The 22,856-nt window shown below is 73.7% G+C and carries 20 protein-coding genes; 10 read left to right on the forward strand and 10 right to left on the reverse strand.

The annotated features are described in order from the left end of the window. Window positions 1–106 precede the first annotated feature (106 nt). Window positions 107–1,204, forward strand: a complete 1,098-nt coding sequence (gene gcvT / locus B207_RS0106990) for a glycine cleavage system aminomethyltransferase GcvT (RefSeq protein ID WP_018635808.1) — start codon at window positions 107–109, stop codon at window positions 1,202–1,204. Between the two features lie 46 nt (window positions 1,205–1,250). Here the strand turns inward: gcvT and cobS are convergent, their stop codons facing one another. Both cobS and cobT read right to left on the reverse strand, forming a co-directional pair. Further along, window positions 1,251–2,078, reverse strand: coding sequence for an adenosylcobinamide-GDP ribazoletransferase (gene cobS / locus B207_RS0106995; RefSeq protein WP_018635809.1), 828 nt, complete (start codon window positions 2,076–2,078; stop codon window positions 1,251–1,253). 7 nt (window positions 2,079–2,085) lie between these two features. Next, window positions 2,086–3,327: a nicotinate-nucleotide--dimethylbenzimidazole phosphoribosyltransferase gene (gene cobT / locus B207_RS0107000; protein WP_018635810.1), complete on the reverse strand. Its 1,242-nt coding sequence runs from the start codon at window positions 3,325–3,327 to the stop codon at window positions 2,086–2,088. Between the two features lie 171 nt (window positions 3,328–3,498). Between cobT and B207_RS0107005 the strand changes: the two genes are divergently transcribed. Beyond that, window positions 3,499–7,662, forward strand: coding sequence for a DUF4062 domain-containing protein (locus B207_RS0107005; protein WP_018635811.1), 4,164 nt, complete (start codon window positions 3,499–3,501; stop codon window positions 7,660–7,662). 67 nt (window positions 7,663–7,729) lie between these two features. Here the strand turns inward: B207_RS0107005 and B207_RS0107010 are convergent, their stop codons facing one another. Beyond that, window positions 7,730–9,205, reverse strand: coding sequence for a bifunctional adenosylcobinamide kinase/adenosylcobinamide-phosphate guanylyltransferase (locus tag B207_RS0107010; RefSeq protein WP_018635812.1), 1,476 nt, complete (start codon window positions 9,203–9,205; stop codon window positions 7,730–7,732). 19 nt (window positions 9,206–9,224) lie between these two features. Then, window positions 9,225–9,404, reverse strand: coding sequence for a hypothetical protein (locus B207_RS0107015; RefSeq protein WP_018635813.1), 180 nt, complete (start codon window positions 9,402–9,404; stop codon window positions 9,225–9,227). Window positions 9,405–9,734: 330 nt separating this feature from the next. Between B207_RS0107015 and B207_RS0107020 the strand changes: the two genes are divergently transcribed. The 3 genes from B207_RS0107020 to B207_RS32935 all read left to right on the forward strand — a co-directional run bounded on the left by B207_RS0107020 (window position 9,735) and on the right by B207_RS32935 (window position 11,259). Beyond that, the gene (locus B207_RS0107020; RefSeq protein WP_018635814.1) at window positions 9,735–9,947 is read left to right on the forward strand and encodes a hypothetical protein; all 213 of its coding nucleotides are present in this window, start codon (window positions 9,735–9,737) and stop codon (window positions 9,945–9,947) included. Between the two features lie 185 nt (window positions 9,948–10,132). Further along, a complete protein-coding gene (locus B207_RS0107025) occupies window positions 10,133–10,648 on the forward strand; it encodes a nitroreductase/quinone reductase family protein (protein WP_018635815.1) in 516 nt (171 codons plus the stop codon). Then, window positions 10,645–11,259: a TetR/AcrR family transcriptional regulator gene (locus B207_RS32935; RefSeq protein ID WP_018635816.1), complete on the forward strand. Its 615-nt coding sequence runs from the start codon at window positions 10,645–10,647 to the stop codon at window positions 11,257–11,259. The genes B207_RS0107025 and B207_RS32935 overlap by 4 nt, the downstream gene beginning before the upstream one ends. A gap of 50 nt (window positions 11,260–11,309) precedes the next feature. On the opposite strand, the gene B207_RS0107035 is transcribed toward B207_RS32935, so the two are convergent. From B207_RS0107035 to nadA, 3 genes are all read right to left on the reverse strand, one after another. Then, window positions 11,310–12,287 carry an aldo/keto reductase family protein gene (locus tag B207_RS0107035; RefSeq protein ID WP_018635817.1) on the reverse strand — a complete coding sequence of 326 codons (978 nt, stop codon included), beginning with the start codon at window positions 12,285–12,287 and terminating at the stop codon, window positions 11,310–11,312. 171 nt (window positions 12,288–12,458) lie between these two features. Then, a complete protein-coding gene (locus tag B207_RS0107040; RefSeq protein ID WP_018635818.1) occupies window positions 12,459–13,091 on the reverse strand; it encodes a DUF3043 domain-containing protein in 633 nt (210 codons plus the stop codon). Continuing rightward, window positions 13,091–14,278 (reverse strand): quinolinate synthase NadA, encoded by a 1,188-nt coding sequence (gene nadA / locus B207_RS0107045; RefSeq protein ID WP_018635819.1) that lies wholly within the window; start codon window positions 14,276–14,278, stop codon window positions 13,091–13,093. The genes B207_RS0107040 and nadA overlap by 1 nt, the downstream gene beginning before the upstream one ends. A 452-nt stretch (window positions 14,279–14,730) precedes the next feature. On the opposite strand from nadA, the gene erpA reads away from it, so the two are divergent. Further along, window positions 14,731–15,090, forward strand: a complete 360-nt coding sequence (gene erpA, locus B207_RS0107050) for an iron-sulfur cluster insertion protein ErpA (protein WP_018635820.1) — start codon at window positions 14,731–14,733, stop codon at window positions 15,088–15,090. A gap of 250 nt (window positions 15,091–15,340) precedes the next feature. Continuing rightward, entirely contained in the window at window positions 15,341–16,321 is a 981-nt protein-coding gene (locus tag B207_RS0107055) for a carbohydrate kinase family protein (RefSeq protein ID WP_026310773.1), read from the forward strand. 7 nt (window positions 16,322–16,328) lie between these two features. Here the strand turns inward: B207_RS0107055 and B207_RS42525 are convergent, their stop codons facing one another. Together B207_RS42525 and B207_RS0107065 are read right to left on the reverse strand one after the other, a co-directional pair. Beyond that, complete coding sequence (locus tag B207_RS42525) at window positions 16,329–16,742, reverse strand: sulfurtransferase TusA family protein (RefSeq protein WP_018635822.1); 414 nt, start codon at window positions 16,740–16,742, stop codon at window positions 16,329–16,331. Beyond that, window positions 16,739–17,905, reverse strand: coding sequence for a cysteine desulfurase family protein (locus B207_RS0107065; protein WP_018635823.1), 1,167 nt, complete (start codon window positions 17,903–17,905; stop codon window positions 16,739–16,741). The genes B207_RS42525 and B207_RS0107065 overlap by 4 nt, the downstream gene beginning before the upstream one ends. Window positions 17,906–18,336: 431 nt before the next feature. On the opposite strand from B207_RS0107065, the gene ctaC reads away from it, so the two are divergent. From ctaC to B207_RS0107080, 3 genes are read left to right on the forward strand one after another with little or no spacing between them, the layout of a single operon-like run. Then, window positions 18,337–19,254, forward strand: coding sequence for an aa3-type cytochrome oxidase subunit II (gene ctaC / locus B207_RS0107070; protein ID WP_018635824.1), 918 nt, complete (start codon window positions 18,337–18,339; stop codon window positions 19,252–19,254). Continuing rightward, window positions 19,251–20,960 carry an aa3-type cytochrome oxidase subunit I gene (gene ctaD, locus B207_RS0107075; protein WP_018635825.1) on the forward strand — a complete coding sequence of 570 codons (1,710 nt, stop codon included), beginning with the start codon at window positions 19,251–19,253 and terminating at the stop codon, window positions 20,958–20,960. The genes ctaC and ctaD overlap by 4 nt, the downstream gene beginning before the upstream one ends. Beyond that, on the forward strand, window positions 20,957–21,373 hold the full coding sequence (locus B207_RS0107080) for a cytochrome c oxidase subunit 4 (RefSeq protein ID WP_018635826.1): 417 nt from the start codon (window positions 20,957–20,959) through the stop codon (window positions 21,371–21,373). The genes ctaD and B207_RS0107080 overlap by 4 nt, the downstream gene beginning before the upstream one ends. 219 nt (window positions 21,374–21,592) lie before the next feature. Here the strand turns inward: B207_RS0107080 and trpD are convergent, their stop codons facing one another. Next, the gene (gene trpD, locus B207_RS0107085; protein ID WP_084692028.1) at window positions 21,593–22,846 is read right to left on the reverse strand and encodes an anthranilate phosphoribosyltransferase; all 1,254 of its coding nucleotides are present in this window, start codon (window positions 22,844–22,846) and stop codon (window positions 21,593–21,595) included. Window positions 22,847–22,856 lie beyond the last annotated feature (10 nt).

A 22,856-nucleotide genomic window follows, 5' to 3' on the forward strand; every position in this document is an offset into this window, starting at 1 on the left:
GGCAGCGCTCCCGGCGGCGCAGCTCACTCCCGGCGGCGCAGCTCGACCATCCGGGCGATCCCCGGCCGACCCGCCGGAGCGCTCCGCGGGCGGTTACGCTGCCGGCATGACAGAGCTGCGCCGGTCCCCGCTGCACGAGCGGCATGTCGAGCTGGGCGCCAAACTGGCCGCCTTCGGCGGGTGGCAGATGCCGATCGAGTACGCCGGGCGCGGGGTCCTGGCCGAGCACGCGGCCGTGCGTTCCGCCGTCGGTGTCTTCGACGTGAGCCACCTGGGCAAGGCCCGGGTGGCCGGGCCCGGTGCCGTCGACTTCGTCAACGCCTGCCTGACCAACGACCTGCGCCGGATCGGTCCCGGCCAGGCGCAGTACACGCTGTGCTGCGACGAGACCGGCGGCGTCGTCGACGACCTGATCGCGTACTACTACGCCGACGACGACGTGTTCCTCGTCCCGAACGCGGCGAACTCGGGCGCGGTCGTCGGGCGGCTGGCCGCCGCCGCGCCGGCAGAGGTGGCGGTGACGGACCTGCACACCGGCTTCGCCGTCCTGGCCGTGCAGGGGCCCGCCTCGGTCGAGGTGCTGGGCGCGCTCGGCCTGCCCGCCGACGGGGCCTACATGACCTTCGCCGACGCGGAGTGGAAGGGGCGGCCGGTCGTGGTCTGCCGGTCGGGCTACACCGGCGAGACCGGGTTCGAGCTGCTGCCCCGCTGGGAGGACGCGGTCCCGCTCTGGGACGAGGTGCTGGCGGTCGCGGCCCGGCTCGGTGGCCTTCCCTGTGGTCTCGGTGCCCGTGACACCCTGCGGACCGAGATGGGCTACCCGCTGCACGGCCAGGACCTCTCGTCCACCATCAGCCCGGTGCAGGCCCGCTCCGGCTGGGCTGTCGGGTGGGACAAGCCGGCCTTCTGGGGCCGCGACGCGCTGCTCGCGGAGCGGGCCGCCGGGCCGGCACGGTCGCTGTGGGGCCTGCGGTCGAACGACCGCGGCATCCCCCGCCCGCACATGCGGGTGAACGGCGCGGACGGTGCCGAGCTCGGCGAGGTCACCAGCGGCACCTTCTCGCCGACCCTGCGTCAGGGCATCGGCCTCGCCCTGCTCGACCGGTCGGTCACCGCCGGCGACACCGTCACGGTGGACGTCCGCGGCCGCAGCTCGGCGATGACGGTCGTCCGCCCGCCGTTCGTCTCCGCCTCCCCGCGCTGAGACACCAGGACCAGCCGAGGCACCAGGACTAGTCGAGGCACCAGGACTAGTCGAGGCCGACGAGCCGCAGGGCCGGGGTCGGAATGGTCATCGCCATCGTGACCAGACTGACCATGGCGGTGATCTCGACGGTCGCGCCGAGGGTGTCACCGGTGACGCCGCCGAACCGGCGGACCAGCCGGCGGCGGAGCAGGAAGGCGGCGCCCAGCGCGACGGCCACGGCGACCACGGCGCGGACCGCACGGCCGTTGTCTCCGCCGTGGAAGTCGAACCGCCCGGCCAGCGCCGCGACGGCGAACACCCCGGCGGTGGCCAGGACCGCGTCCCGGCGCCGCACGGTGCCGGCGACCAGCGCTCCAAGTCCGTCCGGCCGGGCCGCGGGCACTCCCTCGACGCACGACCAGGTCGCCGCGAGCCGGCTCGCCATCGCCGCGACCAGGATGGAGACCGTGCCGCGGTGGGCGGCGATCGCGGTGCTCAGCGCCGAGACCTGGACGAGCACCACGAACAGCACCGTGACCGCGCCGAAGGCCCCGATGGTCGACTCGCGCATGACGGCCAGCACCCGCTCGCGCCCGCCACGGACGCCGACCGCGTCCGCCACGTCAGCCAGTCCGTCCAGGTGCAGGCCGCGGGTGAGCCCGGCGAGCAGCGCCACACCGACGACGGCCGGCAGCAGTGTCTGCGGGCTGCCGGTCGGCGGCTTGGTCATGATCCGCATCGCCACCACCACCAGGGCGCAGACGAACCCGAGAGCGAACCCCACGGCGGGGGCGGCGACCATGGCCCGGCCAGCCACGGTGCGGTCCAGGCGCTCGGGGCCGCGGATCGGCACGACCGTGAGCAGGGTGACGGCTGCGCGTGCCCCGATCACGCGGCCGTCATGGGGTACCCGGGCCGGCGCCGTCGAAGTCCTCCGCGCCGTCACTGCCCGCGCCGTCTTGGGCCGCTCCGGTGGGGAGGACGTCCTTGCTGCTGACGCCGGCCTGGTCGAAGGTGGCCATCTCGGCGAGGGTGCGCTGCGCCGCCAGCAGCAGCGGCACGGCGAGCAGCGCGCCGGTGCCCTCCCCGAGGCGCAGGCCGGCGTCGACGAGCGGCTCCAGCCCGAGGTGGTCGAGCACGAAACGCTGCGACGGCTCCGGTGAGCGGGTGCCCGCGACCCACCACTCCTTCGCCCCGGGCGCGATCCGTTCGGCGGCGAGTGCCGCCGCGCAGACGATCACGCCGTCCAGGACCACCGGGGTGCGCCGGACGCTGGCCTGCACGAGCAGCCCGGCGAGCGCGGCGAGATCCGCCCCGCCGGCGACCCGCAGGACGGAGAGCGCGTTGCCGGAGTAGGGCCGGGAGCGGCGCATCGCGTCGCGGATGGCCGCCACCTTGACCATCCAGCGCTGGTCGTCGATGCCGGTGCCGCGCCCGACGACGTCCACCGGCTCCCGGTCCAGCAGTGTGCCGACGACCGCCGCCGCGGGAGTGGTGTTCCCGATGCCCATCTCGCCGGGGACGAGCAGGTCCGCCCCGGCGTCGATCTCCTCGTCCGCGATCAGGCGGCCGACGGCGAACGCCGCGTCGACCTCGGCCGGGGTCAGCGCGTCGACCTGGTCGATCCGGCCGCTCGCGCGCCGGACCCGGTACCGCTCGGGCGGGGCCGTGCCGTCCACCCCGCCCGGGGAGGTCGGCAGCGGGGTGTCGACGGCGACGTCCACCACCCGCACCGACGCCCCGACCCCGCGGGCGAGGACGTTGACGGCCGCGCCGCCGGCGGCGAAGTTCGCCACCATCTGCGCGGTGACCTCGGCCGGGAAGGCGGACACGCCGGCGCTGGCGATGCCGTGGTCACCGGCGATGACGACGACCCGGATGCGGGCCGGCGGTCGCGGCGGGCACAGGCCCTGGGCGCCGGCGATCCAGACCGACAGCTCCTCCAGCCGGCCGAGGGCACCTGGCGGTTTGGTGAGGATGCCCTGGCGCCGGCGCGCGGCGTCCATCGCCGCCCGGTCGAGGTCCGGCACGGCGGGAACGGCGTCCGACGCGGGGGCCGGCGCCGGAGCGGGGGCGGCGGGTGCGAGGGGCGCCGTGGATGCCGCGGGCGGCTCGGGCGGCTCGGGCGAGGTGGTGTCCACAGGTCCTTATTACCTGATCGTCACCTGGTGGCCGATCGCCGGGCGAGCCGGGTGGAGAGTGATCCGGTAATTTGCCGGTGTGTCTGTACCGGAGCGGCCGACATCCTTCAGGTCCGCCGGACGGCGGCGGACACGTGACCGGGCGCTGCGCGCTGGGGGAGGGGGGACCCGTTGGACCCTGTTCGTGGCCGATCCGTCTTCCTGAGCCACACCACCGAGCTGCGGCGTTTCCCCCGGGACCGCTCGTTCGTCGCGGCCGCCGAGCGCGCGATCGCGCTTGCCGGCGACCGGGCCGTCGACATGGAGTACTTCGGTGCCCGGGCGCAGAGCCCCGCCGACTTCTGCGTGCGCCAGGTCAAGGAATGCGACGTCTACATCGGCCTCATCGGGTTCCGCTACGGATCACCCGTCCGGGAGATGCCGCACCTTTCCTACACCGAGCTGGAGTTTCAGGCGGCGACCGAGGCGGGCCTGCCGCGGCTGGTGTTTCTGCTGGACGACGACGCCGAGGTGCCGTTCCGCGAGTTCCTCGACCGTGAGTACGGCGACCGTCAGGAGGCGTTCCGCCGGCGGCTGCGCGACGCCGGGGTGATCGTCGCCGACTTCCGTGACGGGCTGCTGGAGACGGCTGTGCTCGGTGCCCTGGTCAATCTGCGCGAACGCGGCGACCGGCCGGTGCGCCCGGAGCTGCCGGAGGCATCACCTGCGCCGGTGCGGCCGCCGTCCATGGTGCCCCCCGTCCGGGGGCTGATCGAGCGGCCCGCGCTCGCCGAGGAGGTCCTGGGCAGGCTGCTGGCCGCGGGCAGCCCGGCCGAAGCCCCGGCCGGCGGCGGGCCGGCACCGGGCGGGCCGGCACCAGGCGGGCCGGGCGACGGCGAGATCCCCCGCCCGGTGGTGCTCGCCGGAGCCGGCGGGTTCGGGAAGACGACGCTGGCGGCCGCGGTGTGCGCGAGCCCGCGCGTGGCGTCCCGGTTCGACGGCGGCGTGCTGTGGGTGACGCTCGGCGAGTCGCTCGGCGGCGCGCACCTGGCAGACCGGATCAACGACCTGAGCGAGGCGCTGTCCGGGGTCAGACCGACCCTGTCCGACCCCGAGCAGGCCGGCTTCCGGCTCGGCGAGCTGCTCGGCCGGGAGCGCCGCCTGCTGGTCCTCGACGACGTGTGGCGGCGGGCCCAGCTCCGCCCGTTCCTCGCCGGCGGCCCCGGGTGCGTCCGGCTGATCACCACCCGGATGCGTGGGCTGGTCCCCGACGGCGACATCCTCCAGGTGCCGGCGATGGCCGACAGCGAAGCCGCCAGCCTGCTCTCCCGCGACCTGCCAGCCCGGCTGCCCGAGCCGCTGCTGCGCCGGCTGCTGGTGGTCACCGGCCGCTGGCCGGTGCTGCTCTCCCTGGTCAACCGGGCGGTGGCACGGCAGGCCCGGGACGGCATGCCGGTGCGGCGGGCGGCCGAGCGGGTGCTGCGTCGCCTCGAACGGCGCGGCCCCACGGCGCTGGACGTCAGCCGGGTCGAGGAACGCGCGCTCGCTGTCGAGGCCACGCTGTCCGCGAGCCTGGGTCTGCTCACCGGCGACGACCTGGAGCGCTACCTGGAGCTCGCGGTGTTCGGCGAGGACGTGGAGATCCCACGGGACGTTCTGGAGACCTACTGGGCGGCCACCGGCGATCTCGACCGCGACGAGGTCGACGACCTGTGTCAGGAGCTCTCCGACCTGTCTCTCGTGGTTGCCTACCGCCGCGACCCGCCGTCCCTGGTGCTGCAGGACGTGCTGCGGACCTACCTGCGCTCCCGGGTCGGCCCGGCGCGGCTGCGCGACCTCGACGGCGTCCTGTGTGACGCGCTCGCTCGCATGATCGACCGTGCGACCGGAGGTGTGGGCGCCGCCGGGCGGCGTCCCGTGCGGTGGTGGACGGCGCCGGAGCAGTCCGGCTACCTGTGGGGGCACCTCGCGGGCCACCTGGCCGGAGCCGGCCGTGTCGACGAGCTGGTCGCACTGCTCGGGGACCTGCGCTGGACGGTCGGCAAGCTCGCCGTGGGCCGGCTCGGCCCGGTCGCCGTCGAGGCGGACCTCGACGTGGCCGCCGCGCTGCGGCCGGACGACCCGGTGCTGGCCGCGCTGAGCCGCGCGCTCGGCCAGAACGCGCACCTGCTCGGGCCCACCGAGCCGCCGGAGGCCCTCGGCGCGGTCCTGCTCAGCAGGCTGGACGGCATTCGCACCCTCGAACCGGCCCGGGCCGCGCTCGCCGCCCGGCTCCAGGGCCCGCGCCTGGTCAACCGGTGGGCACTGCCCGACCAGCCGCACCCCGCGCTGCGGCGAGTCCTGGCCGGGCACAGCCAGCAGGTGCACGCGCTGGCGGTGGCACCCGACGGGAGGTGGCTCGCCTCCGCCGGGATGGACGGGACGGTCCGCACCTGGACGGCGGGCGCGGGGGCGGCGCGGTCGGTGTTCACCGGGCACGTCGGCAGTGTGCTGGGCACTGCCGTGGCGCCGGACAGCAGCTGGCTCGTCTCGGCGGGTGCGGACGGCACCCTGCGGGTCTGGGATGTGCCAGACGAGAAGGATGCCGGAGAGTTCCTCGGTGGCGGTGGCGGTGGCGGTGGCGGTGCCGGCGCAGGTGCGGGCGGCCCTGGCGCGGCCGGGGGGATCGGTGGTGCCGAGCCGGCGGCGCGTCTCGTGCTGCGCGGGCACCGCGGCCCGGTGAACGGGTGTGCGGTGAGCGCCGACGGCGCGTCGGTGTACTCGGTCGGTGCCGACGGCACCCTGCGGGTCTGGGACGCCGTCACCGGCCGGGTCCGCCTGGTCATGCCGGTGGCGGGCGGCGCCCTGCGCTGCTGCGTGGCCGGCCCCGACGGTCCTGACGGCCCGACCCTGGCCGTGGCCGGGGACGACGGGTTCATCTGGTTGCTCGACCCGCGTACCGACGGTCCGTCGACCGGTGAGCGGCGCATGCTCGAGCGGAGCCCGGACAGGCCGGCCACCGACGAGCGGCGGACGGTGGTGCGGGGTGGCGTGGCCGGAGCCGCGGCGGGACGCCCCGGTGGGCGGGACGGCCCGGCGGGCGGCGGCGCGCGGCGTGGCCCGCTCGCCGGCCACGCCGGCCCGGTGCTCGCGCTTGCCCTCGGCCCGGGTGGCAGCTGGCTGGTCTCGGCCGGCGAGGACGGCACGGTGCGGCGCTGGGACGCCCGCACCGGCCGGCAGATCGGGGTGATCGGCGACGGCGGCCGCCCGGTCCGCTCCTGCGCGCTGGCTCCGGACGGTGCGTTCCTCGTCGCGCCGGACGGGGGTGTGATCGCCGTGCGGGACCCGCTCAGCGGCGCCCAGCGGGCCGAGCTGACCGGAGCGATCGGTACCCGGGCCTGTGTGGTCGCTCCCGACGGCTCCTGGATCGCCTCCGGCGGCCGCTACGGCACGATCCGGGTCTGGAGCACCGGCAGCGACCTGCCCCGCCTGTCGAGCGGGGGGCGCAACGAGGGCTCCCGTGGCTGCGCCGTCGTCGCAGCCACGGCCGGGTCGGCCGGGTCGGCCGGGTACGTCGTGTCGTCCAGTGACGACGGGACGGTCACCGCGTGGGACCTGGGGACAGGCGAGCCCGGCGCGGCGATGGTGGGACTGCCCGGCCCTGCCCGCGGCTGTCGGGCCGCCCCCGACGGCAGCTGGGTCGTCGTGCCGGCCCAGCCGGACGCACTGCGGCTGTGGGATCCGGCCACCGGCAACGTGCGGGCGGTGCTCACCGCGGACGTCGCCGTGCTCGGCTTCACCGTGGCCGCGGACGGCACCTGGGTCGCGGGTGGCTGCGAGGACGGCTCGGTGCGGCTCTGGGACACCGAGTCCGGCGAGTGGATGGCCACCTTCACCGGCCACACCGCGCGGGTCCTCGCCGCCGTGGCCGGGCCGGACGGCAGCTGGCTCGCCTCCGCCGGAGACGACGCGACCGTGCGGATCTGGGATGTCGTGACCCTGGAGCAGCGCAGGCTGCTGGGTGGGCACCGCGGGCCGGTGCTCGGCCTCGCGACCGACCCGGCCGGCCGGGTGCTGGCCTCGGCCGGGCTGGACCACACCGTGCGGATCTGGGACGTCCCGACCGGCGAGCCGCTGGCCGTCCTGGCGGGGCACGTGCACACGGTGCGGGAGGTGGCCTTCTCCCCGGACGGCGCCTGGCTCGCCACCGCGGGCGGTGACGGGTCGGTGCGTATCTGGGACCCGCGGACCTGGGCCTGCCGCACCATGATCCGCTTCGAGGGTGCCGCGCGCGGCTGCGCCTGGTCACCGGACGGGTCCAGTCTCGCGGTCGCAGGCTCGTCCGGGCTGTACCTGTACTCGCTCCTGCCCGGCTGAGAGCCGGTCGGCGGCGCCGGGTCGGCCCAGCGGCCGCCGGCCGAGCGGCCGCCGGCCGAGCCGCGGGTCAGCGCGGGCGCAGCCGGACGGGGACGCCCGCCACGGCCAGCCACACCTCGTCGGACTCGGCCGCGAGCCGCGCGTTGACCTCGCCGAGGCGGTCGACGAACCGGCGCCCCAGCGGGGTCGGCGCGACGGGACCCGAGCCGGCCTCGTCGGTCACCGCGACCACCCGCCGGCGGGTGGCGCGCCAGGCGTCGACCAGGCCGGCCACGGACTGCGCGAAGTCGGGCTCCTCCAGACGCGCCGCGACCCACAGCGAGATGCTGTCGATGAGCAGCGGCGGCCCGGGGGAGCGCAGCAGCGGCTCGAGATCGAGGGTCTCGACGGTGGCCCACCGCCCGGGGCGGCGGTCCCGGTGCGTCTGGATCCGGGCGGCCCAGTCGGCGTCGGAGCCGTCCGCGGGGCGGCCGGTGGCCACGTAGACGACGTCCGGCTCGGCGAGCAGCTGGTGCTCGGCATGGGCGGACTTGCCCGACCGGGTGCCACCGGTGATCAGGATGCGGCGCGCCGTCTCCGGGGACGGCGCCGCCGCCGGCGCCGAAAGCGGAGCCGCGCGCATCGGGGCCGGCATCGGGGCCGAGGCACTGCCGGCCGGGATGTCGAGGACCGTGCCGTCCGGCGGGGCCTGCGCGCCCAGCTCGGCCAGCCGCCGGGCCAGTTCGTCCCCGGGCGGGTTGCGGTGGCTCAGGTGGACCGCGAGCACCCGGGTGCCGGGCCCGACTGCGCCGAGGCCGCGCAGCTGGGCGACGAGCCCGGTGAACGACGGCAGGTCCAGGTGCTCGCCGAAGCCGGGGCGGTCGCCGTTGTTCTCCTCGAGCAGCACGACGTCGAACGCCCGGCCGGTCAGCGCGGCCAGTGTCTCGGGCGGCAGCGGCGCGGCCGTGTCGCAGCCGTACAGCAGGCGTGCCCCGTCGGGCGCCGTCACGTCGTAGAGCACGGCCGGCCCGATGTCGGCACCGCCGTGCCGGGCCGCGACCGGACGCACCAGGTAGCGCGAACCGCCGTCCGATCCGGCCTCACCGGCCTCACCGGGTTCGTCGGCCTCACCGGGTTCGCCGAGTTCGAGCGGGCCGCCCGCGACGGCGGGCAGCAGCCGCAGCGGCGAGCCGTCGGTACCGGGCTCGCGGCCCTCCCAGCGGCGGAGGAAGGTTCGACAGACGTCCAGCGCGGCGGGCGGCGCCACGATGTCCAGCGGCTCCTGCGCGACGCTGGACCACGACCGCCACATCAGGGCGTCGGGACCGAGATGGTCGGGGTGAGCGTGCCCGATCAGGACGTGGCGCAGCCCGGCCAGGCTCACCCCGAACCGGGCCGCGGCCCGCGGGACGTCCGGACCGAAGTCGAGCAGCAGCCGCCCGTCGACGAGGACGGCGGTCTGACCGCGGGGCCCGTGCACGCGGGCCCACCCACAGGACGCGCACTCGCACCACGGGTTCGGCCATCCGTCGGCCGAACCCGTGCCCAGCAGGGTGAGCCGCATGTCTGTCGAGCCCCGGCGGTCAGTGGTGGGCGTGCGGGTGGCGCTTGCGCTCCCAGAGGGTCATCAGCGTGAGGATCACGGCGAGTGCGGCGATCGCGCCGAAGGTGGCCAGGGTGGCGGCCCACCAGACCATGCCGCCCTCCTCGTGGTGCTCGGCTGTCTCGGCGAGTACCGCCGCGGCGGTGTAGGCGGGAGTCACTGCTGCCTTCCTCTCTGCAGAACTGGCCCGGGCCGGGTCGAGGTGCGTCGGTCGAGCGTGCCGGGCGGCGCGCGGGCCGCGGCCGGAACCGACGTTACCGACCCACGGGTGGCTGATGCCGTGCCTGCGCCAGGATCTGCGGGGTTGTGCCCGGATCTCCGGGCCACCGCGCGCGGGGACGCCGGGCCGAGGGTCCTGGTGGTCTCCGGTCGCGTGTGGCCGTCATCCGCGGGGTGGACACGCTTGGATGGGGGGATGGGCATCTCCCGAGGTGGGTGGTGGCCCCGGCCGGGCGGCCCACGCCGCCGGACGTCGGGAAGGACGTGGACCGTGAGCTGGACCTGGCGTTACGAGGGAGAGGACGGCTCGGTCGTGGCGGTGGGCGGCGCGAACGGGTCGGAGTCGTTCACCAGTCAGGGCGACGCCGAGACGTGGATCGGCGAGACCTGGCGGGAGCTGCTGGACCTGGGTGTGACACAGGTGAGCCTGCTCGAGGCAGGCACCCGGGTGTACGGGCCGATGAGCCTGCGTCCGGTGACCTGAGCGGCCGGTACACCTGCCGGGCCTGTGGGCCCGGCGCCGGGGGCCGCAGAGCCCGGCGGGCGAAGTCACATCGATCGGGCCCGAAGGGGTTGACGCCCCAGCGGCTAACGGTGTTAGCTATCGATGTCAGCTAACACCGTTAGCCGCCGTGGGGTGGCTTCGACGACCCGAGCGAGGCGAAGATCATGACAGCGCAGGATGTCGACACAGCCCGCCAGGACACAGCCCGGCAGAGCACGGCCCGCCAGGACACGGCCAGGCACTACCGCAGACCCGGCTGGTTCACCCGGAACCTGTTCAACAGGTCGGTGATGCTGTCCACCGGAATCGGGCTGAGCCTGTGGGGGAGCCGGGTGCTGGAGGTGCGCGGCCGGACCTCGGGAGAGATCCGCCGGATCCCGGTCAACCTGCTCGACCTGGACGGGCAGCAGTACCTCGTCTCGGCCCGCGGGCACGGCCAGTGGGTCCGCAACGTCCGTGCGGCCGGCGGGGAGCTGTCGCTCGTCCTGGGACGCCGGCGGACGGGTTACCAGGCGGTCGAGCTGACCGACGCGGCGAAGGTCCCGGTGCTCCGGGCGTACCTGGCGAAGTGGAAAGCGGAGGTGGGCGTGTTCTTCGACGGGGTGGGCCCGGATTCGACGGACGAGGAACTGGCGCGGATCGCGCCGAGGCACCCGGCCTTCGTCCTCACCCGGCGGTGAGCGTGGCAGGCGGTGCGCCCACGCCCGTCCCGGCGCCGCCGGCGCTCCCGCTCCCGCGGACCGCGCCGCGCCCGGAGCCGCCGGTCCGCTCCTCGCGGGCGGCCGAGATCGTCGAGGCGGCGCAGCGGCTGCTGGAGACCGAGGGCGCGGAGTCGCTCACCATGCGCCGGCTCGGTGAGGTGCTCGGCATCCGCGCGCCGTCGCTGTACAAGCACCTGCCCGGCAAGCCCGCGGTGGAGACGGCACTGATCGAGACCGCGCTCTGGGAGATCGGTGACGCGCTGCACCGGGTGGTGGACGCGGCCGGCCCCGACGACGTCGTGGGCCGGCTGCTGGCCGAGTACCGGCGGTTCGCCCTGGCACGGCCGAACCTCTACCGGCTGTCCGCTGCCGACCCGATCGGGCGGGCCGACCTCACGCCCGGCCTGGAGGGCTGGTCAGGCGAGCCCTTCTACCGCGCCACCGCGGAGCCGTACGTCGCCCAGGCCCTGTGGGCGGCGGCGCACGGCACCGTGATGCTGGAGCTGTCCGACCGGTTCCTGCCCGGCTCCGATCTGGACCGGACGTGGGCGGCGCTGGCCAGGGCCTTCACCGCCCACGCGGGCGACTGACGGGCCGTCGGAGACCGATGGCCGCCGGGCAGGCCAGCGGCGGAGGCCCGTCAGTCTCCTTCCGGCTCGAGGACGGCGACGTGGGCGAGGACCTCGTCGATGCGGGCCAGCAACGCCGGTTCGAGGACCACGCCGGAGGCACCGACGTTGTCCTTCACCTGCTCCGGCCGGGTCGCCCCGACGATGGCCGAGGCCACGTTGGTGTTCTGCAGCACCCACGCGACCGCCAGCTGCGCCATCGTCAGCCCCGCGTCGGCGGCGATCGGGCGCAGGTTCTGGACGGCGCCGAGCACCTCGTCGGTCAGGAACCGGGCGATGAAGCCGGCTCCGCTGCCCGCCGTCGCACGGCTGCCCGACGGCGGCGGCTGGCCGGGCAGGTACTTGCCGGTCAGGACGCCCTGGGCGATCGGCGACCAGACGATCTGCGAGATGCCGAGGTCCCGGGACATCGGGACGACGTCGGTCTCGATCGGCCGCCACAGCATCGAGTACTGCGGCTGGTTGGAGATGATCCGGTCGAGGCCGAGCTCGCCGGCGAGGCGCACGGCGTCGGTGATCTGCTGCGCCGTCCACTCCGAGACGCCGACGTAGAGGACCTTGCCGGCGCGTACCAGGTCGTCGAAGGCGCGCAGCGTCTCCTCGAGCGGCACCGTCGGGTCGTAGCGGTGTGCCTGGTAGAGGTCGATGTGGTCGGTGTTCAGGCGGCGCAGGGAGTTGTGCGCCGACTCGATGATGTGCTTGCGGCCCAGGCCCTTGTCGTTCTCACCCGGGCCGGTCGGCCAGAAGACCTTGGTGAACAGCTCGTAGGATTCGCGGCGCACGCCGTCGAGCGCCTTGCCGAGCACGGACTCCGCCCGGGTCTGGGCGTAGACGTCCGCGGTGTCGAAGGTGGTGATGCCCTCGTCGAGGGCGGCGTGCACGCAGGCGGTCGCGGCGTCGGCCTCGATCTGGTCACCATGGGTGATCCAGTTGCCGTAGGAGATCTCGCTGACCGACAGTCCGCTGCGTCCGAGGCGTCGATGCTTCACATCCGAACCTTTTCACACCCTCGATGGCGACTCGGCCCGCCGCACCGGTCACCCGGCGGCGCCGAACCGCCTGTGCACGGGCCCGCAGCGGCCGCGAGCCCGCCGCGGCCGGGCGGCTGGCCGCCGCGGCCGCGACCGGACGGCTGGCCGACGGGGCAGCCGCCCGGGGCCTCAGCGGCCGGAGCGGGAGACCCGGGGCCGGGGCATCCGCCAGCGGCGGGGCAGCAGCGCGCGCTGGGCGGAGTAGGCCCGCACGCGGACGCCCGAGTCCGGGTGCTTCTCGGCCACGAGCCGGGTCACCTGCCGGCCGAGCACGAACGAGTCGACGACGACCGCGACGATGCCGACCAGCATCAGGTAGGTGGCCGAGAGCCGGACATAGTCGTTCGGCACCAGGCCGCCGACGAAGTAGACGGCGGCGATGAGCAGGAAGACCGGGCCGACGTTCAGCCGGGTGTCCACGAAGTCGCGGGCGATCACCCGCTCCGGGGCCCGCTCGCGGGGCGGGAGCCTGCTGATGTCGCCGGACAGCATGGCGGCCCGGTACTGCTGGCTCTGCTCACGCCGCTCGGAGCGCTGCTGCCGGCGGCCCTCCTTGCCGGTCGCCCTCGTGCGCCCGGCACCGGTGGCGCCGCGCGGCCGGGCTGCCCGGGCCTGGGCGCGGGTCGGAGTCGGGCGTCCCTTGCCCGCCGTGACCCGGGCGTTGCCGGTGGTCGCCTCCGCGGGTCCGACCTCGACGAGGTCGGCGGCCGCGCCGCCCGCCGGGTCGGCCGGATCGGTCTTGCGCTTCTTCAACAGGGCCATCAGGGCAGTGCCAACATCTGGTCGAGGGCCTTCCGGGCGTAGGTCGCGACCTCGGGGTCGACGGTGATCCGGTTCACGGTCTCCCCACGGGCGAGCGCTTCGAGTGTCCACACCAGGTGCGGCATGTCGATGCGGTTCATCGTGGAGCAGAAGCACACCGTACGGTCGAGGAAGACGATCTTCTTGTCGGGATGGCGGTTCGCCAGCCGTTGTACCAGGTTCAGCTCGGTTCCCACGGCGAACACCGACCCGGACGGGGCCTCATCCACCACCTTGATGATGTATTCGGTGGATCCGACCAGGTCGGCGGCGGCCACCACCTCACGCTGGCACTCGGGGTGCACCAGCACCCGCACCTGCGGGACGCGGGCCCGCACCTCGTCCACACACCGGAGGGTGAACCGGCCGTGGACCGAGCAGTGCCCGCGCCACAGGATCATGCGCGCGTCGCGGAGCTGGGCGCGGGTCAGCCCGCCACCCGGGCGCCGCGGGTCGTAGACCACGCAGTCGGCCTCGGACATGCCCATCCTGTCGATGGCGGTGTTGCGGCCCAGATGCTGGTCCGGCAGGAACACGACCCGCTTCCCGCGCCGCTCGCCGAACGCCCACCCCAGGGCCCGCTCGGCGTTCGAGGAGGTGCAGATCGTCCCGCCGTGGCGCCCGGTGAAGGCCTTGATCGCCGCGGAGGAGTTCATGTAGCTGACCGGGACGGTGTCGGCGGCGACACCCGCGTCGAGCAGGTCGTCCCAGGCCTGTGCCACCTGCTCCGCCGTCGCCATGTCGGCCATCGAGCAGCCCGCGGCCAGGTCCGGCAGGATCACCCGCTGGTGGTCGGCGGTCAGGATGTCCGCGCTCTCGGCCATGAAGTGCACACCACAGAACACGATCGAGCTGGCGTCGGGCCGGGCCGCGGCCTGCTGGGCGAGCTTGAACGAGTCACCGGTCACGTCGGCGAAGGCGATCACGTCGTCGCGCTGGTAGTGGTGCCCCAGGATGAACACGTCGTCGCCGAGCGCGGCCTTGGCGGCCGCCGCCCGCTCGGCCAGCTGGGGGTCGGCGGCCGGCGGCAGGTCACCGGGGCACTCGACTCCCCGCTCGCTGTCGGGATCGGCCTCGCGCCCGAGCAGGAGCAGGGCGAGCGGCGACGCGGTGACGCCCAGGCGTTCCAGGGCCGGGTTGGTGGTCATGTCCGCTCCTTCGGGCTGGCCCGGGTGGGCCGCCGCGCTCGCTGCTCGTGGGCTCGGCCGGGCCGTCGCGGGCCCGGTGTCGTCGCGGCGGGCCTCCGCCGGCCGCGGCGGGAGCAACCCCGCGAAAGTGTGCCCTTCACGACAGTGTCCCCACGGGTCCCGTGCACTAATGGTCGTTGAGACTCTAACTCCGGATCGCCTGGTCCGCGCAAAGTTGGACCGGTCGGACCTGTGAAGCGGGGACGGATGTCACTTGCGCGTCGTGGCCGACCTCCCCATCGCTGGCTACGATGGGAAGCGGATCCTTGCTCGCGGTGTTGAGCAGGAACGGCGACACGACATGTGTGTCGCCCGTGAGGGGTCGCCGCCCGGGCGTCCCCTCGCGTACGGCCGCCATGGGTACCAGCAAATCTGGTGAACCTGGCACGTCCACAGGGCAGGGAGCAGCCCCTATGACCGTGCAGGACACAACCGAGACCGAGACCACGAGCAGCGTCGTTCTCACCGACACGGCCGCCGGCAAGGTGAAGACCCTGCTCGAGCAGGAGGGGAGGGACGACCTCCAGCTCCGTATCGCCGTGCAGCCCGGCGGATGCTCCGGCATGCGCTACCAGCTGTTCTTCGACGAGCGCAAGCTCGACGGGGACACCGTCCTCGACTTCTCCGGCGTCAAGGTCGCCGTGGACCGGATGAGCTTCCCGTACCTCGGCGGCGCGACGATCGACTTCGTCGACACCATCGAGAAGCAGGGCTTCACGATCGACAACCCGAACGCGCAGGGCTCCTGCGCGTGTGGAGACTCCTTCCACTGATCGGTCCGGGGTGGGGCGGCGCCGTTCCGGCGGCAGCCGCCCCGCTCCGACCCGACCCGCGGCGGAGTCCGTATTGCACAGATCGATCCCGTACGAAGCGGCGCACGCCGTTTCGCGCGGAGCGAGCCCGGCATGACATCGCGGTCATGCCGGGCTTCACCTTTTCCCGCCGTACCAGCGCCGTACAGGGATCGTCCTGCCCGCGCCCAGCCGCCAGGCCGCTGGGGGGTGGGCGGTAGGCTGCGTGTTCGTGCGTATCGCCGTGACTGGTTCCATTGCCACCGACCACCTCATGCGCTTTCCTGGGCGCTTCGCCGAGCAGCTGCTCGCGGATCAGCTTGAGCGGGTCTCGTTGTCGTTCCTCGTGGACGAGCTCAGCATCCGCCGCGGGGGGGTCGCCGCGAACATCAGCTTCGGCCTGGGGCGCCTCGGCCTCAACCCGATCCTGGTCGGAGCCGTCGGCGAGGACTTCGCCGACTACCGTTCCTGGCTCGACCGGCACGGCGTGGACACCGCCTCGGTCCGGGTGAGCGAGATCGCCCACACCGCGCGCTTCGTGTGCACCACGGACAACGACCTCTGCCAGATCGCGTCGTTCTACCCCGGCGCGATGAGTGAGGCGGCCAGCGTCGAGCTCCGCCCGGTGGCGGAACGCTTCGGCGGCCTCGACCTCGTCGTCGTCAGCCCCAACGACCCGCAGGCGATGCTCCGCCACACGGCGGAGTGCCGGGAGCGCGGCTACCCCTTCGCCGCCGATCCCTCCCAGCAGCTCGCGACGATGGACGGCGACAGCATCCGTTCGCTCGTCGACGGCGCCGCCTACCTGTTCTGCAACGAGTACGAGAAGGCGCTGCTGGCGTCCAAGACCGGCCTGACCGACGAGGAGATCCTCGCCATGGTCGGGGTCCGGGTCACGACGCTGGGCAAGGACGGTGTCGTCATCGAGTCCGCCGACGGCGAGGCCGTCAAGGTGCCGGTCGTGCCCGCGCGCAGCACGCCGGACCCGACCGGTGTCGGCGACGCCTTCCGCGCCGGGTTCCTCGCCGGCATCTCCTGGGAGCTGTCGCTGGAGCGGTCCGCCCAGGTCGGGGCGCTGCTGGCGACCACGGTGCTGGAGACCGTCGGCACCCAGGAGTACAGCCTGGAGCGGACCGAGGTCGTGGCGCGGCTCACCGAGACCTACGGCGCCGAGGCCGCGGCCGAGATCGCCGCACACCTGCGCTCCGCCTGATCCTCGCTCAGTGGACCCGGCGGACAAGGTAGGCGTCGCCTCCGCCCGGAGGCGGCGTCGTCGCGGCGGGGGGCNGCTCCGCTCCGTCGGGTGTCTCTCCCGGGGGCGCTGATCCGGCACCCGCCGATCCGGCACCCGCCGATCCGGTGCCCCCGGCCCGGGTCCGCTCGCCGACCAGGGCATGACCGCGCATCCGGCACCAGGCCGCCACGTCGGCCGCGGCGGCGGGGTCGTCCGCCCACAGTTCGATGAGCTGACCGACGTCGACGTCACCGATGTGCCGGGCGAGCTCGATGATCGGGATCGGGCAGCGGCGGCCGCGGGCGTCCAGGACAGCCTGCGGCCGGTCGGGGGGGGTCTGACCCGGCGGGGTCTGACCCGGCGGGGTGTGGCTCCGCGGGGGAGTGCTGTCGCCGGTCACAGTCCGGCCGCTCCGGCCCGTTCGCGCACGGCGCGCACGACGGGCGGCAGCGCGGCGAGCAGGGCGTCGACGTCGGCCTCGGTGGAGTCCCGCCCGAACGAGACCCGCAGGTTCCCATGGGTGAGCGCCCCCATCGCGACGAGCACATGGCTGGGCGTCAGCGTGTCCGAGGTGCAGCTCGACCCGGAGCTGACCGCGATGCCGGCCCGGTCGAGCTCCCCGAGCAGGGCCTCGCCGGCGACGTACAGACACGAGAAGGCCACCACGTGCGGGAGCCTCACGGCGAGGTCGGTGCTGTCCGGCCCGAGCAGCTCGACGTCCTCGACCAGTACCGGCAGACGCTCGCGCAGCCGCCTCGACCAGGCCGCCAGCTGCCGTGCCTCGGCCTCGATCTCGGTGGCCCGCACGGCCAGGGCGGCGGCGGCCGCGACGACGGCCGGCACGTTCGGGAAACCCGGGACGCGCCCGTACTCGCGTTCGTCGGCCGGCTGCGGCCCGGCCCACCGGGTGCCGGTGCGGACCACGAGGAAGCCGACACCAGGCGGCCCGCCGAACTTGTGCGCGCTCGCGGTGAGGACGTCCGCGCCCAGCTCCGCCAGGCTGACGGGCACCCGCCCGACGGTCATCGCCGCGTCGGTGACCAGGGGCACCCCGCGCTCGTGCAGCAGCCGCGCCACCTCGGCGACCGGCTGGACGGTGCCCACCTCGTGGTTGGCGTGCTGCAGGGCGGCGACCGCGGTGTCCGGGCGGTCGTCGAGAGCGGTGGCGAAGGCAGCCGGGTCGACGCGGCCGAGGCCGTCGACCCCGATCGTCACCACTTCTCCGCCGTCACCTTCGTGGCGCTGCGCGGCGTGCAGGACGCTGGAGTGTTCCACGGCACTGACCATGACCACGCCGCCGGCCCGGCGGCGGCCCGCCGCGGTGCCGAGAAGGGCCAGGTGCGCCGCCGCGGTGCCGCTGGCGGTGAAGCTGATCTCCGGGGCGCGGGCGCCCAGCACCCCGGCGACGGTCTCCCGCGCGGCGTCCAGCAGCATCCGAGCCCGGCGCCCCTCGCGGTAGAGCCGGGCGGGGTCGGCCCAGCCGTCGTCGATCGCCGCGAGAAGCGCCTCGCGGGCGACCGGATGCAGCGGCGTGGTCGACGCGTGGTCGAGATAGGCCGGCACGAGAGTGACGCTACGCCCGTTGCGGAGTAACCGGGCTCACCCGCCGGAGCACGGCCGGGGCATTCGCGCAGCGGAGGGGCCTGGAACAGAAAGGCCTTGCGGGGCGTCGACCGGAAAGCGGGAGGCCCACACACCTGTCGGGGGCCGGACGGGGCGGGTGGTTGGCCCGGATCAAGGGCCCTGGGGCCTGTCCACGACGCCCCGCGGGTCGTGTCTCACAGCTCCGGACGGGGCCTGCGGCGAGAAGCTCGTCCGCTGCTGGGATACGCTGCTGCCGCACCATCTACAGCGTGTCGAAGACAGTCGGAAGACGAAGCAGCGAGGCCGGTTGGACCGGCCGGCCCGCGAAGCGTTTACGCGGTCGCGAGGCGTTGGCGGAACCTGAATCCGCCCACAGCCGCGCGCCCGCTAGTCGTGGGAGGCAGGACCTGGTGAGGAGATCCTTCGGTCGGACCCGGCCGTCGCTCGCGGATGTCGAGGACACGCCGATGGCCCCGGCTGACACCGCTGACGCGGACGAGCTGGCGAGCCGTCGGGTTGGACACCGACGGCCGGCCCGGCGCCGCGTGGGCGCGCGCATGGGCGCCATGCTGGCGGCCGTAGGGCTGCTGGCTACCGCCTGCGACGTCCCCAACTTTGGATTCCCGGACGGTGTGACCAACCACACCCCGCGGATCCTGAACATGTGGCAGGGCTCGGTGATCGCCGCCCTGGCCGTCGGTGTGTTCGTATGGGCTCTCATCTTCTACGCGGTCGTCGTGTTCCGGAAGCGCAGTGATGTTCTGCCGCGCCAGGTCCGGTACAACCTTCCCGTTGAGATCCTTTACACCGTCGTGCCGGTTGTGATCGTGGCCGGCCTCTTCTACTACACCGCCCGTGACGAGACCGAGATCACCAAGCTCTCGGACAATCCCGACGTCACGGTGAACGTCATCGGTTTCCGGTGGAACTGGCAGTTCCAGTACCTCGACACCGGCAAGGAGCCGGGCACCAACCAGGTCGAGGTCACCGGCCGCCCCGGTGAGGCGCCGGTGCTGGTGCTGCCCGAGGGCCGGTCGATCCGGTTCGTGCTCACCTCGCCGGACGTGATCCACTCGTTCTGGGTGCCCGAGTTCCTGTTCAAGCGGGACGTCGTCCCCGGGCGCATCAACGAGTTCGAGCTCACCGCGACGGAGACCGGGACCTTCGTCGGTCGATGTGCCGAGCTGTGCGGTACCGACCACGACCGGATGACGTTCTACGTACAGGTCGTGCCCGGTGCCGAGTACGACCGCTTCATCGAGGAACGGGAGAGCGCCGCGATCAGCGCGTCGCCGTCCTCCGGCGCCACCACCGGGAGTGTCCAGTGACCCTTCTGCACGAGTCGCCCGCCGGGCCGGCCGGGCACGCACACGACTCGGCGGACACGCACTACAAGCCGCCGATCACGAGCCTGCTCGGCTACCTGCGGACGACGTCCCACAAAGACATCGCGATCATGTACTTCCTGACGTCGTTCGCGTTCTTCGTCATCGCAGGCATCCTCGCGGTCTTCATCCGTGGCGAGCTGGCCCGCCCGGGCCTGCAGTACTTCTCCAACGAGCAGTACAACCAGTTCTTCACCATGCACGGCACGCTCATGCTGCTGATGTTCGCGACGCCGCTGGCGTTCGCGTTCGCCAACTACCTGGTGCCGCTGCAGATCGGCGCGCCCGACGTCGCCTTCCCGCGGCTGAACGCGCTGTCGTACTGGCTGTTCCTGTTCGGCAGCCTCACCGTCTTCACCGGGTTCGTGACCCCGGGCGGGGCGGCCTCCTTCGGCTGGTTCGCCTACGCGCCGCTGAGTAGCCAGGTGTACTCGCCGGGCGTCGGCTCCGACCTGTGGGTGCTGGGCCTCACGGTGCAGGGTCTCGGCACCATTCTCGGTGCCGTCAACTTCATCACCACGATCCTGTGCATGCGTGCCCCCGGCATGACGATGTTCCGGATGCCGATCTTCTGCTGGAACCTGCTGGTCACCTCGATCCTGGTGCTGGTGGCGTTCCCGGTGCTGGCCGCCGCGCTGCTGGCACTGGCCGCGGACCGAAGGTTCGGGTCACATATCTTCGCCGCCGAGAACGGCGGCGCGATGCTGTGGCAGCACCTGTTCTGGTTCTTCGGGCATCCCGAGGTGTACATCATCGCGCTGCCGTTCTTCGGCATCATCAGCGAGATCATCCCGGTGTTCTCCCGCAAGCCGCTCTTCGGCTACAAGGGCCTGGTGTTCGCCACCGTCGGCATCGGCGCCCTGTCCGTCGCGGTGTGGGCGCACCACATGTTCGTCACCGGTGCCGTGCTGCTGCCGTTCTTCGCCTTCCTGTCGTTCCTGATCGCGGTGCCCACCGGGATCAAGTTCTTCAACTGGATCGGCACGATGTGGCGCGGGCAACTCAGCTTCGAGGCACCGATGCTCTTCGCCGTCGGCTTCCTCGTGACGTTCCTGTTCGGTGGTCTGACCGGTGTGCTGCTCGCCAGCCCGCCGATCGACTTCCACGTGAGTGACAGCTACTTCGTGGTCGGGCACTTCCACTACGTCGTCGCCGGTCTCATGTTCGCCGCCTTCGCCGGGGTCTACTTCTGGTTCCCGAAGGTCACCGGGCGGATGCTGAACGAGAAGCTCGCGAAGCTGCACTTCTGGTCGCTGTTCCTCGGTTTCAACGCGACCTTCCTGGTGTTCCACTGGCTGGGCACCCAGGGCATGCCGCGGCGGTTCGCGGACTATGGCCCGAACGACGGTTTCACCACCCTCAACACCGTCGCGACGGCCGGTTCGTTCCTGATGGGCCTCTCGACGTTGCCGCTGCTCTACAACCTGTGGTACTCCTACCGCAAGGGTCCGGTCGCGGCGGTCGATGACCCGTGGGGCTTCTCCAACTCGCTGGAGTGGGCGACGTCCTGCCCGCCGCCTCGGCACAACTTCCGGTCCCTGCCGCGGATCCGCTCCGAGCGCCCGGCGTTCGACCTGCACTTCCCGGGGGCCGCGGGCAAGGCGGATTATCACGCCACACCGGAACTGGGTCAGGGAGCAGCGCGATGAAGATCGAAGGCTTCATCTTCAACTTCTTCGGCATCTTCGCCGGGGCGGTTGCCCTGGTCTACTGGTTCTGGGCGAAGGACCCGACCGGTACCGCCGCACTCACCCTGTGCGCGGGCCTGGGCTTCCTCGTCGGCGGCTACCTGGTCTTCACCGGCCGCCGGATCGGCATGCGCCCGCAGGACCTGCCGGACGCGGAGGTCGTCGACGGCGCCGGGGAGCTCGGGCACTTCACCCCGGGCAGCTACTACCCGTTCTTCCTCGGCGCGAGCGCGTCGGTCACCGCCATGGGGCTCGCCTTCGGGATCTGGCTGAGCATCCTGGGCGCTGTTCTGACGTTCGCCTTCGCCGTCTGCCTGGTCATGGAGAACTTCTGGCACCCGGCGCTGCCTGAGGACGAGGTGCCGACGCACTGACAGGCGCGCCGGGCACCGAGCGCGAGGCGCCGAGCACCTGTGCGGCGCCACGCGCGAGGTTCCGAGCCGTCGGCCGTGCACAAGGGCCGCTGCCCCAGGTCCGTCACCCGGGGCAGCGGCCCTTTGTCGTGGGTCCTCGCAGATCCTCGTGATCTCTCGCGGATCCTCGTGATCTGTCGTGCCCTGTCCGGCCTCGGCTGGTCCGGCGGGCGGGTGCGGTCAGCCGCGGGCCTTCGCCGCGGTCTGGCTGGCCTCCGCCCAGCGACGCAGCGCCTCCGCCGCGGCACCCGAGTCGATCGCCGCCGCGGCGCGGCCGAGCTGCGCCCCCAGCTGCTCCGTGACCGGGGCCTCGGTCGGCCCGACGGCGGCAACCAGGGCCGCCGCGGTGGCGAGCAGGACGGCGTCACGCACCGGCCCGGTCTCCCCGGCGAGGATGGTCCGGGCCACCTGGGCGTTGTAGGCGGCGTCGGCACCGCGCAGGGCGGTCGCGTCGGGTGTGGCGATGCCGAGGTCGCGCGGGTCGAAACGGTCCCGGCGCACCCGCGCCCGCTCCTGCCCGCCGGGCGGGGCGGTCACGACCCAGACAGTGGACGGCATCGCGGTGGTGAGCTCGTCCAGCCCGTCGTCGCCGCGGAAGACCAGGCCCCGGGTGCCCCGGTCAGCCAGGACGTCCGCGACGATCGGGGCGAGCCGGGCATCGGCGACGCCGATCGTCTGGGCACCCGGCCGGGCCGGGTTCGCCAGCGGGCCGAGGATGTTGAACGCGGTCTGGACACCCAGCTCTCCGCGGATCGCCCCGACGTGGCGCATGGCCGGGTGGAAGACCGGCGCGAAGCAGAAGGCTATCCCGGCGCTGGACAGGCAGGCCTCGACCCCGGCCGGCGGCAGGTCGATCACCACCCCGAGCTCGGACAGGACGTCCGCCGATCCGCTTGCCGACGACGCGGCGCGGTTGCCGTGCTTGACGACCGTGACCCCGGCGCCGGCGGCGACGATCGCCGCCATCGTCGAGAGGTTCACCGTGTTGGAGCGGTCGCCGCCGGTGCCGCAGGTGTCGACGGCGCCGGCCCGCAGCTCGTCGGAGAGGGCGAGGGTCTCGCCGACGCCGAGCATCGCGCGGATCAGCCCGCCGATCTCCTGCGCGGTCTCGCCCTTGGCTCGCAGCGCGATGATGAAACCGGCGATCTGGGCGGGCGTGGCCAGCCCGCCCATGATCTGTGCCATCGCCCAGGTGGTCTGGTCGGCGGTCAGCGGCTCGCCGGAGATCAGCAGGCTGATCAGGTCGGGCCAGCTCTGCGCGGCTCGCCGGCCGCTGCCGGCCGCCCCGCTGCCGGCGGCGGCCGGAGCGGGGGTCGTGGGAGCGGTGCCGGTGGGCGCGCCGGGGTCAGGTGCGGTCGTGGAGTGCGTGGACGCCTCGGCGGCTGCGCCGGACGGCACCGCCCTGGCCTGACGCGGTGCCGATGTGCTCGTCATGACGGGGTCC

Source organism: Parafrankia elaeagni, from assembly GCF_000374165.1.
GTDB lineage: Bacteria > Actinomycetota > Actinomycetes > Frankiales > Frankiaceae > Parafrankia > Parafrankia elaeagni.

What these genes read in the sequence shown, in the direction of transcription:
- B207_RS0107010 (WP_018635812.1), bottom strand. Translation starts at nt 9,205, where the DNA reads ATGCGGCTCACCCTGCTGGGCACGGGTTCGGCCGACGGATGGCCGAAC.
- erpA (WP_018635820.1), top strand. Translation starts at nt 14,731, where the DNA reads ATGACCGTGCAGGACACAACCGAGACCGAGACCACGAGCAGCGTCGTT.
- trpD (WP_084692028.1), bottom strand. Translation starts at nt 22,846, where the DNA reads ATGACGAGCACATCGGCACCGCGTCAGGCCAGGGCGGTGCCGTCCGGC.
- B207_RS0107025 (WP_018635815.1), top strand. Translation starts at nt 10,133, where the DNA reads ATGACAGCGCAGGATGTCGACACAGCCCGCCAGGACACAGCCCGGCAG.
- B207_RS0107040 (WP_018635818.1), bottom strand. Translation starts at nt 13,091, where the DNA reads ATGGCCCTGTTGAAGAAGCGCAAGACCGATCCGGCCGACCCGGCGGGC.
- nadA (WP_018635819.1), bottom strand. Translation starts at nt 14,278, where the DNA reads ATGACCACCAACCCGGCCCTGGAACGCCTGGGCGTCACCGCGTCGCCG.
- B207_RS0107080 (WP_018635826.1), top strand. Translation starts at nt 20,957, where the DNA reads ATGAAGATCGAAGGCTTCATCTTCAACTTCTTCGGCATCTTCGCCGGG.
- gcvT (WP_018635808.1), top strand. Translation starts at nt 107, where the DNA reads ATGACAGAGCTGCGCCGGTCCCCGCTGCACGAGCGGCATGTCGAGCTG.